Source organism: Microbacterium sp. NPDC019599 (assembly GCF_040632175.1).
Taxonomy (GTDB): Bacteria; Actinomycetota; Actinomycetes; order Actinomycetales; family Microbacteriaceae; genus Microbacterium.
Map to the genome: position 1 here is coordinate 415,380 of NZ_JBEYBL010000001.1, position 16,241 is coordinate 431,620.

12 protein-coding genes are annotated in these 16,241 nt (G+C 69.1%); 6 read left to right on the forward strand and 6 right to left on the reverse strand.

Annotated elements, in window-relative coordinates; translation table 11 throughout:
- Window positions 1-74 precede the first annotated feature (74 nt).
- Complete coding sequence (locus ABZ477_RS01935) at window positions 75-1,409, forward strand: aminotransferase class I/II-fold pyridoxal phosphate-dependent enzyme (protein ID WP_360127019.1); 1,335 nt, start codon at window positions 75-77, stop codon at window positions 1,407-1,409.
- Between the two features lie 7 nt (window positions 1,410-1,416).
- Window positions 1,417-2,268, forward strand: coding sequence for a pyridoxal kinase PdxY (pdxY, locus tag ABZ477_RS01940; RefSeq protein ID WP_360127022.1), 852 nt, complete (start codon window positions 1,417-1,419; stop codon window positions 2,266-2,268).
- 10 nt (window positions 2,269-2,278) lie between these two features.
- On the opposite strand, the gene ABZ477_RS01945 is transcribed toward pdxY, so the two are convergent.
- Window positions 2,279-2,848, reverse strand: a complete 570-nt coding sequence (locus ABZ477_RS01945) for an HIT domain-containing protein (RefSeq protein WP_360127025.1) — start codon at window positions 2,846-2,848, stop codon at window positions 2,279-2,281.
- Entirely contained in the window at window positions 2,845-4,854 is a 2,010-nt protein-coding gene (gene thrS / locus ABZ477_RS01950) for a threonine--tRNA ligase (protein WP_360127028.1), read from the reverse strand. The genes ABZ477_RS01945 and thrS overlap by 4 nt, the downstream gene beginning before the upstream one ends.
- 283 nt (window positions 4,855-5,137) lie before the next feature.
- On the opposite strand from thrS, the gene ABZ477_RS01955 reads away from it, so the two are divergent.
- Entirely contained in the window at window positions 5,138-6,217 is a 1,080-nt protein-coding gene (locus tag ABZ477_RS01955) for an alpha/beta fold hydrolase (RefSeq protein WP_360127031.1), read from the forward strand.
- Between the two features lie 14 nt (window positions 6,218-6,231).
- The gene (locus ABZ477_RS01960) at window positions 6,232-7,692 is read left to right on the forward strand and encodes a hypothetical protein (protein WP_360127034.1); all 1,461 of its coding nucleotides are present in this window, start codon (window positions 6,232-6,234) and stop codon (window positions 7,690-7,692) included.
- Between the two features lie 46 nt (window positions 7,693-7,738).
- Here ABZ477_RS01960 and ABZ477_RS01965 read toward each other — a convergent pair whose 3' ends face one another.
- From ABZ477_RS01965 to ABZ477_RS01980, 4 genes are read right to left on the reverse strand one after another with little or no spacing between them, the layout of a single operon-like run.
- Window positions 7,739-8,659, reverse strand: coding sequence for an alpha/beta fold hydrolase (locus ABZ477_RS01965; protein ID WP_360127036.1), 921 nt, complete (start codon window positions 8,657-8,659; stop codon window positions 7,739-7,741).
- On the reverse strand, window positions 8,640-9,983 hold the full coding sequence (locus ABZ477_RS01970) for a cytochrome P450 (RefSeq protein ID WP_360127039.1): 1,344 nt from the start codon (window positions 9,981-9,983) through the stop codon (window positions 8,640-8,642). Before ABZ477_RS01970 ends, ABZ477_RS01965 begins: the two co-directional genes overlap by 20 nt.
- Window positions 9,984-9,985: 2 nt before the next feature.
- On the reverse strand, window positions 9,986-10,459 hold the full coding sequence (locus ABZ477_RS01975) for a nuclear transport factor 2 family protein (RefSeq protein ID WP_360127042.1): 474 nt from the start codon (window positions 10,457-10,459) through the stop codon (window positions 9,986-9,988).
- Window positions 10,460-10,487: 28 nt separating this feature from the next.
- Window positions 10,488-12,353: a peroxidase family protein gene (locus ABZ477_RS01980; RefSeq protein WP_360127044.1), complete on the reverse strand. Its 1,866-nt coding sequence runs from the start codon at window positions 12,351-12,353 to the stop codon at window positions 10,488-10,490.
- Window positions 12,354-12,751: 398 nt separating this feature from the next.
- Here ABZ477_RS01980 and ABZ477_RS01985 point away from each other — a divergent pair, with 398 nt between their 5' ends.
- On the forward strand, window positions 12,752-15,175 hold the full coding sequence (locus tag ABZ477_RS01985) for a GMC family oxidoreductase (protein WP_360127047.1): 2,424 nt from the start codon (window positions 12,752-12,754) through the stop codon (window positions 15,173-15,175).
- On the forward strand, window positions 15,172-16,221 hold the full coding sequence (locus ABZ477_RS01990; RefSeq protein ID WP_360127050.1) for an alpha/beta fold hydrolase: 1,050 nt from the start codon (window positions 15,172-15,174) through the stop codon (window positions 16,219-16,221). The genes ABZ477_RS01985 and ABZ477_RS01990 overlap by 4 nt, the downstream gene beginning before the upstream one ends.
- Window positions 16,222-16,241 lie beyond the last annotated feature (20 nt).

The window sequence follows — 16,241 nt, forward strand, 5'->3', positions numbered from 1 at the left end:
ATAGACTCCTCTGGATTGGCCTAGGCCAAAAGATATCACGGCACAGCACGAGGCCCGCAGACCGAGGGAGGCCCATGGACGACGACATCGCAGGCGGGACCGCGGTCGAGATCGCCGAGAGCGTGCGGCGCCTCCTCGATCGCGGGACGCTCTCGCCGGGCGACGCGCTGCCGCCCGTGCGCGCGCTCGCCGACCGCCTCCACGTCAACCGCAACACGGTCATGGCCGCCTATCGGCAGCTCGCCCGCGCGGGGGTCGTCGTGTCGGCCGGGCGCGGCGGCACCCGCGTCGCCGGCGGCACTCCGGTCGCGCAGGAGGGTTACGCGACGGACAGCATCCTGCGCGACGTCGGCACCGGCAATCCGGACCCGGACCTCATCCCGGACCCCTCCCCCGCGCTCGCGCGGGTCGTGGGCAGGCCCGTGCTCTACGGCGAGCCTGTCATCGACCGCGATCTCGAGGCGTGGGCCGGTGCGTGGATGCGCGATGCGGTGGATCCCTCGCTCCCCCTCCGCCTCACGATCACGAGCGGGGCATCCGACGCGATCGAGCGGCTCCTCGGGCAGGCCCTGACGCGCGATGACGCCGTGGGCCTGGAAGACCCGTGCTTCCTCGCGAGCATTCACACGGTGCGTCTCGGCGGGTACCGGCCCGTCGCGATCCCGGTCGACGACGAGGGGATGACGGTGGACGGCCTGCGCGCCGCCCTCGCCGACGGCGTGCGCGCGGTGGTCTGCACGCCGCGCGCGCAGAACCCGACCGGCGCGAGCCTCAGCGCGCAGCGCGCGGCGCAGCTTCGCGCCGTCCTGGCCGACCACCCGTACGTCCTCGTCATCGAGGACGACCACTTCGCGATGCTCTCGCACCGCCCGCACCACTCGCTCATCGGCCCGGGCCAGCGCCGCTGGGCACTCGTGCGCTCGGTGTCGAAGTTCCTGGGGCCCGACATGTGCCTCGCGGTGACAGCATCCGACCCCCGCACGGCGGAGCGGCTCGCGATGCGGCTGACCCCCGGCACGACCTGGGTGAGCCATCTGCTGCAACGGCTCACGCACGCCCTCATGACCGACGAGGACGCCCTCGCGGAGATCGAGGCCGCGGGCGCGCACTACGCCGATCGCAACGCCGCCTTCGCGCGACGGCTCACCGAGAGCGGCCTTCCCGCCGTCGCGGGAGACGGGCTCAACCTCTGGGTGCGGCTGCCCGTCTCGGCGCGCGCCGTGACGGAGCGGCTCATGCGGCGCGGCTGGCTCGCGCGTCCCGGCGACGACTTCGTGCTCGCCGATCACGACGCCGCGTGGCACCTGCGCCTGACTGTGCACGACCTCGACGACGACGACGCGGACCGCCTCGTGTCCGACATCGCCGCCGCCGTCGCGGCGGGGGAAGTCATGCGCGAAATGCGATGATCGAGCGGTGAAGATCCTCTCGATCCAGTCCGCCGTCGCGTACGGTCACGTCGGCAACTCCGCCGCGGTGTTCCCGCTCCAGCGGATCGGGGTCGAAGTGCTGCCCGTGTACACCGTGAACTTCTCCAATCACACGGGCTACGGCGCGTGGCGTGGGCCGCTCATCGCGCCGGCGGACGTCGCCGACGTCATCACGGGCATCGAGGAGCGCGGGGTGCTCCCCCAGATCGACGTCGTCCTCTCCGGCTACCAGGGCAGCGAGGGCATCGGCGACGTGATCCTCGACGCCGTCGCACGGGTCAAGGCCGCGAACCCGGCTGCCGTCTACTCCTGCGACCCCGTCATGGGCAACGCGAAGTCGGGATGCTTCGTGGCTCCGGCGATCCCCGTCCTCCTCCGCGAGCGCGTCGTGCCGCACGCCGACATTATCACGCCGAACCAGTTCGAGCTGGGGTTCCTCACCGGCACGGAGCCGGCCGACCTCGACTCGACGCTCGCCTCCGCCGACCGCGCGCGCGACATGGGCCCGCGGACCGTGCTCGTCACGAGCGTCGAGCGACCCGACGCTGCGGAGGGGACGATCGAGATGCTCGCCGTCACGGACGACGGCGCCTGGATCGTGCAGACGCCCCGCATCCCGATGAAGGCCAACGGGTCGGGCGACGTGACGGCCGCCCTGTTCACGGCCCACTTCCGCGGGACGGGGGATGCTGCGGACGCCCTGGCCCGCACGACGTCGAGCGTCTTCGACCTGCTCGAGCGCACGCACGCCTCGGGCGAGCGCGAGCTGCAGCTCGTGGAGTCGCAGGAGTCCTACGCGCACCCGCGGATGCAGTTCGAGGTGCGTCAGGTCCGCTGAGACCGCGCCGTCAGTCGTTCCAGGCCTCGGCGACCGTCTGCCGGACCTCGCCGAGCAGCTGCGGGAGCGCCTTCGTCTTCGCGATGATCGGGAAGAAGTTCGCGTCGGTCGCCCAGCGCGGGACGACGTGCTGGTGAAGGTGCGCGTCGACGCCGGCACCGGCGACCCGACCCTGGTTCATCCCGATGTTGAACCCGTCGCAGTGCGAGACACGGGTCAGCACGCGCATGGCCCGCTGCGTGAGCGCCCCGATCTCGGCGACCTCCTCGTCGGTGGCCTCGTCGTACATCCCGATGTGGCGGTACGGGCACACGAGCAGATGCCCCGAGTTGTACGGGAACAGGTTCAGCAGGACGTAGGACGTCACGCCCCGGTGCACGATGAGCGCGTCGCTGTCGGACATCCCGGGCGCGGCGCAGAACGGGCACGTCTCGCGAAGCGGCTCGGGCCCCGCCTGGATGTACGCCATCCGGTGCGGGGTCCACAGCCGCTGGAACTCGTCGGGCACGCCGGCGAGGACGCTCGCGGCGATGAGCCGCGAGTCGCCGTCGCCCTCCGAGGGGACGCCCGCGTCGGTCAAACGAGGTCCTCCGCCGTGTTTACGAGGGCGTGGGTGCTGATCGCGCGCTGCACGAGCGCGACGGCCTCGTCGATCGGGATGCCGTTGCGCTGCGTGCCGTCGCGGAACCGGAACGACACCGTGCCCGCCGAGCGGTCCTGCTCGCCCGCGATGAGCAGGAGCGGCACCTTGTGGGTCGTGTGGTTGCGGATCTTCTTCTGCATGCGCTCGTCGCTGCGGTCGACCTCGGCGCGCACGCCCTCGGCCTGCAGGCGCGCGACGACGTCGGTCAGGTACTCGGCGTACTGCTCGGCGACGGGGATGCCGACCACCTGGACGGGCGAGAGCCACACCGGGAACGCGCCCGCGTAGTGCTCGAGCAGGATCGCGAAGAACCGCTCGATCGATCCGAACAGGGCGCGGTGGATCATGATCGGCCGCTTCTTCTGGCCGTCGCGATCGGTGTACTCGAGCTCGAAGCGCTCCGGCAGGTTGGGGTCGACCTGGACGGTGGACAGCTGCCACGTGCGCCCGATCGCGTCACGCGTCTTGAGGTCGATCTTGGGGCCGTAGAAGGCCGCCTCGCCGGGCACCTCCGTGAGCTTGAGCCCACTGGCGACCGCGACGTTGCGCAGGGCGTTCGTCGAGTACTCCCAGAACTCCTCCGAGCCGATCCACTTGCCCTTCTCGTCGTCCTTCATCGACAGCTCGAGCTCGAAGTCGTCGAGGCCGAAGTCGCGGAGCATCGAGATGACGAACTCGAGGACGCGCGTCGCCTCCTCCTCCAGCTGCTCGGGCGTGACGAACAGGTGCGAGTCGTCCTGCGTGAAGCCGCGCACGCGGGTGAGCCCGTGCAGCGCGCCGGAGAGCTCGTTGCGGTAGACCGTCCCGTTCTCGGCGAGGCGCATCGGCAGGTCGCGGTAGCTGCGCGCACGCTCCTTGTAGATGAGGATGTGCATCGGGCAGTTCATCGGCTTCAGGTAGTAGTCCTGGCCGTGCTTCGTGATCTCGCCGTGCTCGTCGCGCTCCTCGTCGAGGTGGATGGGCGGGAACATGCCCTCCTTGTACGTCACGAGGTGGTTCGACTGCAGGAAGAGGTCCTGCTTCGAGATGTGCGGCGTGTAGACGTAGGTGTAGCCGCCCGCGATGTGACGCCGACGCGCGTGCTGCTCCATCTCGCCGCGGACGACACCGCCCTTGGGGTGCCAGACCGACAGCCCCGAGCCGATCTCGTCCGGGAAGGAGAAGAGGTCGAGCTCCTTGCCGAGCTTGCGGTGGTCGCGCTTGGCAGCCTCCTCCAGGCGCGCCTGGTACGCGCGCAGCTCGTCCTTCGAGGGCCACGCGGTGCCGTAGATACGTTGCAGCTGCGGGTTCTTCTCGCTCCCCCGCCAGTAGGCGCCGGCGATGCGGGTGAGGTCCCAGCCGTTGCCGACGAGGCGCGTGCCGGGGACGTGCGGGCCGCGGCAGAGGTCCTTCCAGACGACCTCCCCGTCGCGACCCACGTTGTCGTAGATCGTGAGCTCGCCGGCGCCGACCTCGACGGAGGCGCCCTCCGTCTTGTCGGCGCCGCCGCCCTTCAGACCGATGAGCTCGAGCTTGAAGGGCTCGTCGGCGAGCTCCGCGCGCGCCTCGTCGTCGCTGACGACCCGCCGGACGAACCGCTGGTTGTCACGGACGATCCGCTCCATCTCCTTCTTGATCGCCTTGAGGTCCTCCGGGGTGAAGGGCTCGTCGACGCCGAAGTCGTAGTAGAAGCCGTCGGTGATGGGCGGGCCGATGCCGAGGTCGGCCTGCGGGCGGATGCGCTGGACGGCCTGCGCGAGCACGTGCGCCGTCGAGTGGCGCAGGATGCCGAGACCGTCGGGGCTGTCGATGGTCACCGGCTCGACGGCATCCGTCTCGGTCACGACCGTGGCGAGGTCCTTGAGCTCTCCATTGACGCGGAGGGCGATCACGGATCGATCGGGGAACAGGGCGAAGCCGTCGGCGGGAAAAGACACGTCCGACGGGAGGGCGACATCAGTCAAGGGAGGTCTCCAAGAAGTGGTTCGGTTCGAAGGCTGCTCAGCTTCGGGCGCACGCGGCGCCCCGCCCGCTCAGGCCTGAAGCGTTCGCGTGCCCGTCACCGCGACGACCGTCGCGTGCGTCAAGCGGCCCAATCCCATCCCGCAATCCTACCGCCGCCGTGTCGTGCGGATTTCAGTGACGCGGGACCATCGTTCCCAATATGCTGAATCGTCGCGCGGGCGGGGCATCAGGGGGCTCGGACCTCGACGACGCAGGGCACACGGCATCCAGGCGGGGGTCGAGATGGGCGATGGCGACACGACGGTCGAGGCGACGAGCGCAGAGGACCGGGTGCGACGGCCGCTGCGATGCGGCGAGCCGACCGTCTACCGGTTCACGACCGAGGACGGCGTCGGGCTGCAGCTGACGCGGTTCGAGGGCGGCACGAAGGGCCCGGTCATCCTGACTCCGGGATTCGGGACCTCGTCGATCGCCTACACGATCGACACGACCGACACGAACTACCCGGAGTACCTGTACGAGCACGGCTACGACGTGTGGGTGCTCGACTACCGGGCGAGCCCGCTGCTGCCGTCGGCCTCGACGCCGTTCACGCTCGACGACATCGCCCGCTACGACTACCCCGCTGCGGTGGAGAAGGTGCGCGAGGTCTCGGGCGCGGACTCCGTGCAGATCATGGCGCATTGCGTCGGGTCCCTCACGATGCTCATGGCGCTGGGCCTCGGACTTCAGAACGTCCGATCGGCGGTCGCCTCCCAGGTGACGCTGCATCCGCGCGGCGGCACGCTCAACGAGCTGCGCGCCGGCATCTACGCGGGGAACATCCTCGACGCCCTCGGCGTCGACACGCTGACGACCGAGTTCGACGACGATCCTTCGTGGGTCGAGCGGCTCTACGACAAGGCGCTCGCGATCTATCCGGCCGGCGAAGAGCCGTGCGACCGCCCGTTCTGCCGCCGCGTCATGTTCATGTACGGCGAGGTCTACGACCACGACAAGCTCAACGACGCCACGCACGACCATCTCGAGGAAGCATTCGGCGTCGCGAACATCCGCACGCTCACGCACATCACGAAGATCCTGCGGGCCGATCACGCCGTGAGCTGGGACGGCGACCACGACTACCTCGACGACGTGGAGGGGCTGAAGGTCCCGATCGCCTTCATCCATGGCGAGCACAATCGCCTCTTCGTCCCCGAGGGCAGCGAGCTCACGTACGACTTCCTGGTCGAGCGCAACGGACCGGATCTGTACACGCGCCACATCATCGCGGGCTACGCGCACATGGACTGCTTCATCGGGCAGGATGCCGCGCGCGACGTGTATCCGACCATCACCGCCCAGCTCGACCGACACAACTGATCAGGAGTGCACGCATGACCACGATCGACGACTCCGTGCCGCAGAGCGCCTCCTCCGCCGGCGTGAACCCGGCCCTGGCGGACCTGGCGAGCTACCCGTTCCTGTCGGCGCTGACAGACCGGCGCACTCGCCGCATCCCGCGCGGATTCTCGGTCGACGCCGGCCCCCTCAGCCACGAGAGCCACAACGCGCCCGCGCCGCTCAGCAAGCTCGAGGAGGCCATCCTCATCACGTGCGTGACGGGGATCACGGGCATCACGACGCACGACGGCCCTCTCGTCGAGAAGAACGGCCTTCCCGAGCTGGGCACCCCGTTCCTCAACATCCTCGCCCGCACGGGCAGCAGCGCCGACAACGCGCAGGCTACGTACTTCTTCATGATCAACGACGACGGGATCTTCCTGTTGAAGCCGCCGAAGGGAGCGCGGGCACTCGAACTGCTGAAGGACCTGCCTCCCAAGTGGGGCGACTGGACCGAGGCCGATTGGATCGCCGCCGCGGCGGAGTGCACCATCCGCATCTCGGACAAGCGACTCGACTTCCCGCGCGAGTGGCCGTACTACCTGGGCTGGAACAATCAGGCGTCGAACACCCCGGGTACGACGCTCTTCTTCCCGGTCGTGGACTGCACATGGCAGTACATCAACGCGATCATCATCCTGCTGACCGAGCCCGGCGGCATGCGGCCGCTGTTCCTCGACGACTGGCGCAGCTTCCACCCCAAGGGCTTCGTCGAGTGGTTCGCCAAGATCGGCGGCGGCCTCGGCATCAGCCCGAAGATCCCGTACCACCCCATCGGCGGGCTCTCCCGCGTGCGCAGCGGCTACGTCAACAAGGACAGCCAGGCCCCGCTCGGCTTCGGCCACGCGCTGCGCACCGACTACGAGGCGTTCTTCTACTTCCAGAACCTGATGCTGCTCGGCCAGGCGATGGGCCTCGGCGGCTGGATCCACGGCGCAGTCTTCCCGCCCTACATCTGGCAGCAGGACGAGTCGAAGGGCTGGCACGGCCTCGGGTTCCGGCTGGAAGAGCCCAAGAAGCACCGCAAGTGGCCTCCCGTGCCCGCGTCGCAGGCGAACCCGGTCGGCATCGACGGCATCCTCGAGGGTCTCACGCCCCCGTACGTGTCGTCGATGGACGAAGCCGTCGACCGCGTCGTGGAGTCGAAGTACAGCGCGTCGGGCCCCGCATACGGCAACGAGGCGGTGTGGTCGAGCCCGTACCGCAACAAGGACGACGCGCGCGCCTTCTTCGAGAAGGGCACGAAGTTCGGGCCCGACGAGATCGCGTACACGAAGGACATCTGCAACTACATCTGGGACACCTACGGCCGCTTCCCCGCGCACGTCGACGCGTTCTACACCCCCGGCATGTGGCTGCAGTTCTCGCACCTCGAGCTCGAGTACTACGACCGCTTCTTCGACCCGCGCCAGTACACGCGGCAGAAGGCGCACGACGGGCTCTGGCACCCCTGAGCATGAGAAGGGGCCGGGATGCTGCATCCCGGCCCTTCCCTTCGATCTACAGGTGCGCCGTGAAGAAGGCCGCCACGTCGTCGACCTCCTTGCTGACGTACTGATAGCCCTCGTAGCGCCCCGCGGAGGGGTATTTGATGACCCCGAGCGAGTGCGGAGTGAGCGCGGAGAAGTCCTCCACGATCCCCATCTCGCCCCACGGGTCGCCCGTGCCCTGCACGTACTGCACGACCGTGTCTCCGAGCATCGGGGCGACCGTGGCCGGATCGTGCCGGCTCGGCAGGGGCGCGCGCAGGAAGAAGTAGAGCATGTCGGTGCTCGCGGCGGCGGCGGGGCCGAGCGGCCCGAGCACGTCCCGCGCGAAGTGACGGTTGAACACAGGCAGTCGCGTCGGCTGGACCGCGAGGAACGCCTTCACGGGAGGCCCGTCCGGAATCGCGTACATCACGGTGTTGGCCCCGGCCGACGTGCCCAGGGCGCCGATCCGCTCGGAGTCGACGTCCTCCCTCGCACGCAGGTACTCCATGGCGCCGTTGAAGTCGCGCGCCTCCCAGCGTCCCATCGTCAGCGGCGGCCGCTTGCCGCTCTCGCCGTGGTTGGCGAGCTCGAACAGCAGCACGTGGAACCCGGCGTCGTGCAGCGCCCGCGTCGCCGGCAGGAAGTCGACATCGCGGTCCACGAACGGCACCCGGCCGGCGGCGTTGCCTGCGCGGCTCCAGATCCAGCCGTGCACGAACACGACCGCGGGAGCCGGATTCGCCGCCGCAGGCACGAACCACCCCCGCATCTCGACGCCGTCGGTCGCGGGGAAGGACACGTCCTCGAACGCGAGTCCCACGTCGGCCGGCGTGCGGGCGTACGGCTGCCGGTCGCCGAAGACCATCAGCTTGGTCAGTCGCATGAGCTTGGCGATGCCGCGCTCGCTCGTCGGCGCCTTCTGCGGCGTCTCAGCCTGCGACGGGGACATGCTGTCGGAAGTCCACGCGCAGCCCGCTCGCGGGCAGGGGGAACAGCTCGTTGGTCAGGGTGAGGTCCTGTTCCGGGATCGACCACTCCGCCTTGCGCAGGAGGATCGTGAGGTACACCTTCACGGCGACCGTCACGATGTTCTCGCCCGGGCACCGGTGGTGCGTACTCTGCCCGTCGCCGTGCGGCACGTAGCTTCCCGGCGCGAGCGCCGCCTCCCGCATCGGCTGGAAGCGGTCAGGATCGAAGCGGTCGGGATCGGGGAACACCTCGGGGTTGCGCATGTTGATGTGGATGCCCCCCATCGCGCCCCACCCCTTGGGGATGCGATACCCGCCGACCTCCATGTCCTCCTGCACGCGCCCGAAGAACGTCGCCGAGTTCATCGCGAAATAGCGGCGGACCTCCTTCGAGATCTGCTCGAGGTACTCCATGCGCTCGATCTGGTCCATCGTGATCTGACCATCGGGCGAGATCTCGAGCACCTCGGCGCGGGCGCGCTCCATGATCTCGGGATGCTGTCCCAAGACCATCGTCGCGAGCGTGAGCGGCACGAAGTAGCCGCCCTGCCCCGCGAAGATGAGGTGGCGGATGTCGCCTCGCAGTTTGTCGACGGGCACATCGGATTCCTGTGCCGCCGCGATCATCCGCGACACGATGTCGTCGTAGCCGCCCTTCAGGTGCTTCTCCAGCGCCTCACCGACGATCTCGTCCATGCGCTTGCGCCCGGCGATCGCCTTGCCGTACGTCGTGCCGGGAATCGGGATGGGAAGCGTCATGAAGGCGTCGCGCATGTTCGCGAGGTGGCGGTCCATCTCGGCCGCGTGCTCCTCGCTCAGATCGCCCGTGTACAGGGCGCCGGTGAGCCGCGCCGCGAAGCGCTGCAGGTCGGCGCGCATGTTCGCCGTCGAGCCGCTCTCCAGCCAGGGGTCGATCGTGCGCTCGAGCAGGGACTGCATGGTCGGGAGGTAGGACGCGATCGCGGACCGGAATCCGACCGCCCGCAGCATGACCGCCTTGCGGGAGTGGTGCTCGACGCCGTCGATGAGTGCGAGGGAGTTCATGAAGATCTGCTCGGCCGAGATCGGGTCGGCGTCGCCGCGCACGATCCGCGTATCCGTGGCGAACGTGTGGAAGGCCTCGTGCCCCGAGAACACGACGAAGCTGTTGCCGAACAGTCGCGTCTTGAAGATGGGCCCGTACTTCGCGAGCCGGTCCTTGTAGAACCCGTGGTTGTTGCGGATGATCGAGAAGGTCTCGCCGAGCCACGGGAGCCCGAACCGGCCGGGTGGGAGGGGCTTCTGCTTCCGGGTGGGCTTGGCCATCATCACTTCTTCGTCTTGTTCTTCTTGGGGAACAGCTTCATCGTCCACCCGAACCAGCGCGACGAGCGGAAGACCCAGTTGATCATCTGCTGGTTCCACTCGTGGAGCCAGTACTCCTTGATCAGGTGGTTCTCGTCGAGGATGAAGATGCCCGTCGCGCGCCCCTGCAGCGTCTTGATCGGCATCCGGATCTCGTACTTGAGGATGACGGTCGTGAAGATCTCGCCGGCCGTGATGTCGAGGACCTCGCCGACGAACACGCCGTCCTTGATGAACTGCGTCAGCTGCGTGTACAGCCCCACGATGTCATCGGTCGTCTTGTAGTCCCCCGACATGTGGTTCTGCCCCGGGTAGTGGATGACCGCCCCGGGCGCGAGAAGCTTGCGGAAGGCCACCATGTCGGCGGCCATGAGCACATCCCAGTAGGTGCGGATCAGATCGAACCGCGCCTCGCGGTCCTCTTGCGTCGTCGTCATGACGTTCCTTGTCCGACGCGTCTGCGCGTCACTCGTGCTGTCCGGCGGCGGATGCCGCGGCGGACGCGGTGCTGGTGGTGCTCCCGCCGTCGCCGGCGACGACGTTCCACGGGACGAAGGCGTTCGGGACGCCCTCCAGGGACTTGCCGAGCTGAGGGAAGTGGCGCAGCAGGACCGTGATCATCGTGCTGTCGGCGATCCACTGCAGACCCGTCTTCGTGTAGTACTCCTCCGTGTAGCACTCCGTGATGAAGCGGTCGCTCTTCAGGCGCCGGCTGGCCATCAGGATGAACACGCGGAAGGCCGTGTCGCTGAAGCCGAAGCCGGCGGGCGGGGTCTCGGCGTGCATCCCGACCTGCAGGTCCACCTTCTCCACGTCGCCGTAGATCTCGCGCAGCTCCTTCGCCCACTCGGGGTTGTCGGTGAGCTCCTCGAAAGTCGCGGCGGGCTTGAGGTGCAGCTGCCGGCGGAACTCGTTGTAGCGCGGCACGCCCCGCTCGCGGTCGCGTGTGATGTCCAGCGCCGCGAGGTCGAGGCGCATGCCGTCCGGGAGCGTGAGATCCTGCATCCAGCGCGGGAAGTTGTGCAGCTGGATGGCGCCGGGATGCTGCGTCCCGAACGAGTACCAGAGGTCGTCGACGCCCTGCGGTCCCTCCAGGACGCGCTGGGCGTTCAGGAGGATGATCTCCTTGAAGTCCATCGTGTCCAGGAGTGTGTTGTCCTCGAGCGAGCGCACGTCCAGCTGCTCGGGCAGGAGCGGGTGCAGCCGGTACACCGCCGAGAACTCCTCGGTCAGCTGGTACGGCGCGCCGTGGTGGTCGTGTGCGGATCCCGGGATGCCGCTGATGACGTCGCTCTTGCTGAGGCGTCCGAACCGACGGTGCAGCTTCTCGCCCGCAAGTCCCCACCAGTTCGCCCGCATGGCGACCTTGAGGACGGGATGGGCGATGATCGCGGGCGTCCACTCCACCGTGTGGATCTTGGCGATGAGCGCCGAGTTGATGAGCTGGGCCGTGCCGAACAGCTCGTCGTCGGTCAGATGCGGGTAGTCCTGCTTCAGCCGGTCGCAGATGGCGTTGTGCTCGAGGGTGAACAGCGTGTGGAGCATCCCGAGTCCGACCCACCAGTTCTCGTTGAAGCCGGTGAGGGCGACGCCGGAGGCCGGGTCGAGCGGCAGAAGGCCGTCCTTGAGCACGAGCTTGCCGTCGATGTGGCTGCGGACCGATTCGCGCTTGGCCGCGTTGCTGCCGTAGATCGCGGAGGCGTCCCACCAGTGCGACTGGCTGTTGATGTAGGTCGGCGGCAGGTCCTTGTCGCCGTCGACGCGCGTCGAGTCCCGCTTGGTCTGCGGAATCCGCATGGGGTTCTCGAACCAGCCGTCCCCGTCCGGCAGCGGGATCTCGATGTGCGCATCGGCCTCGCGGCCGTGGGCGAACCAGTCGTGGGTCTGGAACTGGATCCAGGACGCGGCGAGGAGGTTGAGGCTCGTGGCGGGGGTGAAGCCCTCGCGGCGCATGAGGCGCTGGCTGACCTCGCGAGGGTTCGGCTCCATGAGGTCGGGCAGCTCGGCCGGGAACGCCTTGGCGAGCGGCACGTTCCGCGCGAAGCGGGTGCTCGCCTTGCCCATATCGGGATCGCTCAGGTCGTTGTATGAGCCGTCGGCAGTCCGGAATCGCCGCTCCGCGTCCCCGGCGGTCGCCAGCGTCACTCCCGGGGTCCTGCCCCCGTCGCCGGGTGTCCGGGTGTCGGTGAGGTTCTCCGCCCGGAGCTGATCGCGCAGCGCGATGAGGTTGAACAGGCCGAACAGGAACGGCAGCTTGTGCCACGGCGTCCGGCGGTTGACCCGCGTATAGGCGCCGATGAGCGCGCGCTCGAAAACCGATGGTCTGCTCATCTGCCGACTCCGTTCACGCAGGACGGCGTTCCCCCAGCGGATCTGCCCTCATCCCAGTGGATCTGCCCGAATCATAGTGAAGCCGAGGGCGCGCGTGCCATCATTCCGGCGAGAGTCTCGCACGGCCGCGGTGAGGCCCCGATGCGATGTCGTCGCACGGCGCATGCGCCGCCGGTTATGCGTTGCGTTGGCGTGCCGCGGCTCACTAGCGTGAGGACAGGTGCGGACCTGGGGGGCCGGTCGAGGGGCAGCTGGTCACCGGCGGGTATCGCGCCAGCGTGGAGCTACGCCTTCGAACCCCTGAAAGAGGGAGCGCCGATGTATCCCACCCGCCTTGTGCGGCAGCACCTCTCCCCCACCGCTGCGACGGCGGCACGGGCCGGGCGAGGAGGTGCGCGATGAGTTCGGCTCCCGAGCACGTCGACGCCGTCGTCGTGGGTTCAGGATTCGGGGCGTCCGTGTCGGCATACCGCCTCGCCGAGGCGGGGCGCTCGGTCGTGGTGCTGGAGCGCGGTCGCTCCTATCCGCCGGGAAGCTTCGCCCGCAATCCCTACGAGATGAGCCATGCGTTCTGGGAGCCGAAGGACGAGCTCTTCGGCCTCTTCGACATCCGCTCGTTCCGCAAGATCGAGGCGATCGTCTCGTCCGGCCTCGGCGGCGGCTCGCTCATCTACGCCAACGTCCTGCTCCGCAAGGACGAGCGCTGGTTCGTCCACGACTCCCCTCTTCCGGGCGGCGGGTACGAGCACTGGCCCATCGGCCGCGAGGACCTCGACCGGCATTACGACTCGGTCGAGGCGATGATGACGCCCACGCCGAACCCGTACCCCGATCTGCCGAAGTCGAAGGCGCTGCGCGAGTCCGCCGAGGCGCTCGGCCTGCAGGTGCTCGCACCACCACTCGCGGTGTCCTTCGCACCGCGCCCCGGCGCAGCGGCTCAGCCGAAGCAGCTCATCGAGGAGCCCGCCTACGGCAACATCCACGGCGCGACGCGTCTGACGTGCCGGCTGTGCGGCGAATGCGACATCGGCTGCAACGAGGGCTCCAAGAACACCCTCGACCACAACTACCTCTCCGCCGCCGCATTCCACGGGGCCGACATCCGCACGCTCGCGGAGGTCGTCGGCGTCACGCCCCTCGACGGCGGCGGGTACGAGGTCCGCTACCTCCAGTACGGCACCGAGGCCGAGCCCGACGGCAAGCGCCGCCGCGAGCCCGTGACGATCACGTGCGATCAGCTCTACCTCGGCGCCGGCACCTTCGGGACGACGGCGCTGCTCCTGCGCAACCGCGTCGGCCTTCCCGCGCTCGGTCAGGCTCTCGGCAGCCGCTTCAGCGGCAACGGCGACCTGCTCACGTTCTGCTTCAACGCCAAGACGACGTCGGAGCAGGGCCAGACGCGGATCATCGACCCCGCGTACGGTCCGGTCATCACAACGGCGATCCGCAAGCCCGACGGGATGGACGAGGAGGGCGCGGGACGCGGCTACTACGTCCAGGAGGCAGGCTTCCCCGAGTTCACGAACTGGCTCATCGAGACCGCCCAGGTGACGTCGTCGATCCAGCGGGCCGCGGCCGTCGTGAAGCAGATGATCGCGTACCGCCTCGGCAACCGCAACGAGTCCACGATCTCGGCCGAGGTCGCCAAACTCGTCGGCCAGGGCCGGCTCGCCTCGAGCTCGCTGCCCCTGCTCGGAATGGGCCGAGACACCCCCGACGGGCGCATCACCCTCAAGGACGGCGAGGTCGACGTCGAGTGGACGGCCGCCACGAGCGCGGCCTACTTCGAGTCGATGCGCGAGACGATGCGCGGCATCACGGAATCCCTCGGCGGCACCTACCGCGACAATCCGCTGTGGTGGACCAAGCGCGTCGTCACGGTGCACCCGCTGGGCGGGTCCCCGATGGGCCGCCACGTGCACGAGGGCGTCGTGGACTCGTGGAACGAGTCGTTCGGGCATCCCGATCTCTACGTCGTGGACGGCGCGGCCGTCCCGGGGCCCGTGGGCCCCAATCCGTCGCTCACGATCGCCGCCATGGCGGACCGCGCCGTGGAGCGCGCCCTCGAGAAGCCGCGGCGCAAGCGCCGCACCGCCGCGCGGGCGGTCCCCGCGCCGTCGCCGGAGGTAGCCGTGGACGAGCCCGTCGCCGGTCGTGGCATGGAGTTCACCGAGAAGATGAAGGGCTACGTCGCCCTCGACGAGACCGACCCCAAGGCCGGGTGGGACCTGGGCAGGCAGCTCACTCAGCGCTTCATGTTCAAGCTCACGATCACCGCCCCCGACGTCGAGCGCTTCGTCGCGGGAGACGACCACACGGCCACCGCCGAGGGATACGTCGACTGCGACCTGCTCGGCGGCCAGCTGCCCGTCGTGCGGGGGTGGGCCAACCTCTTCGTCGAAGCCGAGCAGGCCGACACGATGGAGATGCGCTACCGGCTCTGGTTCCACGACCGCTCAGGCGCTCCCCTGACGATGTACGGCTACAAGGTGGTCCGAGACGACCCGGGCTTCGATGTGTGGAGCGACACCTCGACCCTCTACATCACGATCATGAAGGGCCACATCCCGCCGGGTGAGAACGGTGCGGACGACGCCCCGGGCGAGGTCATCGGCGCCGGCATCCTGCGCATCCTCGCGGCGGACTTCGCCCGTCAGCTCACGACGTTCAAGGGGTCCGGCGAAGGACCGCTCGCCTCGATCGCCCGCTTCGGGGTCTTCTTCACGAAGTCGGTGAAGGATGCCTACCTCAAGCCCGCTCCGGAGCGCCCCGCGGCGGCGGGCACCGCCGCCCCACCGTCCGGGGAAGAGGCTCCGAAGTGACCGCACCTGCGCTCACCGGCCGACGCTCCCATCGGGACGAGCCGCACTTCCTGACGACCGAGGACGGCGTCGGCCTCACCGCGATCCGGGTGCGGGGGCCCGCTGAGCCGGCCAAGGGCCCCGTCCTGCTCCTGCACGGCGTCGGGATGCGGGCCGAGTCGTTCCGTCCGCCCGCCATCCGCTCGCTCGTCGACGTCCTCATCGACGACGGGTGGGACGTGTGGCTCGGCAACTGGCGCGGCTCCATCGATCTGCCCCCGATGCCCTGGACGCTCGACGACGTCGTGCGGTTCGACATCCCGGCCCTCGTCACCAAGGTCGTCGCCGAGACCGGCGCGCCGAGCATCAAGGTCGTGGCCCACTGCCAGGGCGCGGCGGCGCTCAGCATGGCGGTCGTGGCCGGCCTCGTCCCCGAGGTCGAGACCGTCGTGGCGAACGGCGTCGCGCTGCACCCCGTCGTCCCCGGCTTCGCCAAGCTCAAGCTGCACGTTCTGCGCCCCATGCTCGGGCGCGGCGAGCCCTACGTCGACATCGCGTGGGGAGACGGACCGGAGCGCGGCATCCACTGGGTCACTCGCACTGCCGTGCGGGTCACGCACGCGGAGTGCCACAACCCCAGCTGCAACATGGCCAGCTTCGCCCTCGGAGCGGGGCACCCGGCGCTGTGGCGGCACGAGAACCTGGATGCCGCGACCCACCGCTGGCTCGGCGGCGAGTTCGGGCGCATCCCCCTCAGCTGGTACGCGCAGATGGCGGCGAGCGATCGGGCCAGGCAGTACGTCAGTGTGAAGCCGCGCACCGACCTGCCGCGCAGGTGGGGCGGCCAGGCCCCGGCGTCGGACGCACGATTCGTCCTCATGACGGGCGAGCTCAACAAGGCGTTCCTGCCGGCGAGCCAGCGTGCGACCTACGAGTTTCTCGAGCGGCATCAGCCCGGGCGTCACGCGCTGAAGATCATCCCGGGCTACTCGCATGCGGATGTCTTCGTCGGGCGCAAGGCGCATGTCGACGTCTTCCCCGGCATCCTGGAGGAGCTCTCGGCCTGACCGGGGTCGATCGGGATCAG

Bases quoted from the DNA above. Each gene is read 5' to 3' on its own strand.
- ABZ477_RS01975 (WP_360127042.1), bottom strand. From the start codon at position 10,459: ATGACGACGACGCAAGAGGACCGCGAGGCGCGGTTCGATCTGATCCGC.
- ABZ477_RS01970 (WP_360127039.1), bottom strand. From the start codon at position 9,983: ATGGCCAAGCCCACCCGGAAGCAGAAGCCCCTCCCACCCGGCCGGTTC.
- ABZ477_RS01960 (WP_360127034.1), top strand. From the start codon at position 6,232: ATGACCACGATCGACGACTCCGTGCCGCAGAGCGCCTCCTCCGCCGGC.
- ABZ477_RS01935 (WP_360127019.1), top strand. From the start codon at position 75: ATGGACGACGACATCGCAGGCGGGACCGCGGTCGAGATCGCCGAGAGC.
- ABZ477_RS01965 (WP_360127036.1), bottom strand. From the start codon at position 8,659: ATGTCCCCGTCGCAGGCTGAGACGCCGCAGAAGGCGCCGACGAGCGAG.
- ABZ477_RS01985 (WP_360127047.1), top strand. From the start codon at position 12,752: ATGAGTTCGGCTCCCGAGCACGTCGACGCCGTCGTCGTGGGTTCAGGA.
- ABZ477_RS01955 (WP_360127031.1), top strand. From the start codon at position 5,138: ATGGGCGATGGCGACACGACGGTCGAGGCGACGAGCGCAGAGGACCGG.
- ABZ477_RS01980 (WP_360127044.1), bottom strand. From the start codon at position 12,353: ATGAGCAGACCATCGGTTTTCGAGCGCGCGCTCATCGGCGCCTATACG.